At 44.0% G+C, this 1,751-nt stretch carries 1 protein-coding gene; it reads right to left on the reverse strand.

What is annotated here, in order from left to right:
* Positions 1 to 261: 261 nt before the first annotated feature.
* Positions 262 to 1,560 (reverse strand): DEAD/DEAH box helicase, encoded by a 1,299-nt coding sequence (locus AB4238_RS21810; RefSeq protein WP_372035657.1) that lies wholly within the window; start codon positions 1,558 to 1,560, stop codon positions 262 to 264.
* Between the last annotated feature and the right edge of the window lie 191 nt (positions 1,561 to 1,751).

Genomic DNA, 1,751 nt, shown 5'->3' on the forward strand with positions numbered 1-1,751 from the left:
CAGTAAAAATAGCCAAGAAACGCGGCCCTTTGGGTTCGATTCAATGCTTCTATTCTTTTATGACTAGAATGTGTTATGAGCTTTTCACTTAGCCAGCTAAGCTTTATCGCTCAAGCCTTGTACTAGAAGCATTATTCCTTACGGTAAAGAACCGAACAAAAACTAAGCTCGAAAGATCAACAGCCCCTAAATAATACGCACAAAAAAAGCACCATATGGTGCTTTTTTTGATTATAAAATAATTCGATGTCCGTACTGCGATTATTTTATCTTCTTTATTTTTGCTGGTGAGGCGTTTTTCACTTTCACGCGACGACCTTGCATGTTTTTCTCGGCAATCACTTGAGCACCAGCATTATCGCTACGTTGTTGCTTCTTGGCGAAACTGCGACGAGTTTGCAGCTGTTTGATAAGTAAATCACGACTACCCACTTCGTAACCTGGAACTGTTACGCGGCGTAATTTCTGGCCAATCAGTTTTTCAATATCAGCTAAGGTGCGTTCCTCTTCACGGCTCACAAATGAGATGGCAACGCCAGATTTACCCGCACGGCCCGTACGACCGATACGGTGAACATAATCTTCAGCAAGGAAAGGCAGGTCGTAGTTGACTACATACTCAAGGCCCTGAATATCTAGGCCACGAGCAGCAACTTCGGTTGCAACTAACACGCGCATTTTGCCTTCTTTAAATTCACGCAGTGCACGGCGACGGCTACCTTGTGCCTTTTCGCCGTGTACGACTGCCGTTGGAATACCATCTAGATTAAGCTCTTTCTCGAGCTTATCAGCAGCATCGCGGGTGGCAGTAAACACTAATACTTGTTGCCAATTTTTCTTACCGATAAGTTCAGAAAGTAGCTCACGCTTACGGCGCTGCTCTACTGGGTATATGACTTGGCTAACGGTATCAGCAGTGGTGTTCTGTTTGTCTGCAGTAATAACGTTTGGCTTTACCATCATCTCACTGGCAAGTTTTTTCACAGGAGCAGAGAAAGTGGCTGAGAACATTAAGTTCTGACGTTTGCTATTTACTGCTTGTAGAATTTTTTGGATATCGGCACTAAAGCCCATATCGAGCATACGGTCGGCCTCATCAAGTACTAAAAAGTCGACATTCGAAAGACTAAGGTTACAAGCAATAATATGCTCAAGTAAGCGACCTGGCGTAGCGATAATAATATCGGCACCGCGCTTTAGTTTAGTGGCTTGGCTATCCATTTTAACGCCGCCGAAGATAGTGACTACATTCACTTCTAAATACTTGGCGTAATCATTAATGTTGTCAGCAATCTGTGAAGCCAGTTCACGGGTTGGAGTTAAGATAAGTGCACGTGCATTTGAGCGTTGAGTCGCACTTGGGTTGTCGAGCATTTTTTGCAAGATAGGCAGCGAAAACGCAGCTGTTTTACCAGTACCCGTTTGGGCGCTGGCTAGCACATCTTGACCACGGCGCACCGCTGGAATGGCTTGCTGCTGAATAGGAGTCATTTTCTGATAACCACATTCAGAGATGGCGCGCAAAATCTCGGGAGCAAAACTAAAAGATTCAAATCTCATGATGAGGGTCCTGTAATCAACTATTCAACCGCTAGCGAACGGCGCTAACTTCTTTCTACCATTAAAATGGCGGTGGCGGAGTATAGCAAACTTTAGTTTAAAACCTGTACTTATTTTCTAGGGGCAGTTGATCTTTCGAGCTTAGTTTTTGTTCGGTTATTTACCGTAAGGAATAATGCTTCTAGTACAAG

The organism is Shewanella sp. 10N.286.45.A1 (genome assembly GCF_041470405.1).
Classification (GTDB): Bacteria; Pseudomonadota; Gammaproteobacteria; order Enterobacterales; family Shewanellaceae; genus Shewanella.

Excerpts from the sequence above, each read along its gene's own strand:
- AB4238_RS21810 (WP_372035657.1), bottom strand. The coding sequence starts at position 1,560 with ATGAGATTTGAATCTTTTAGTTTTGCTCCCGAGATTTTGCGCGCCATC.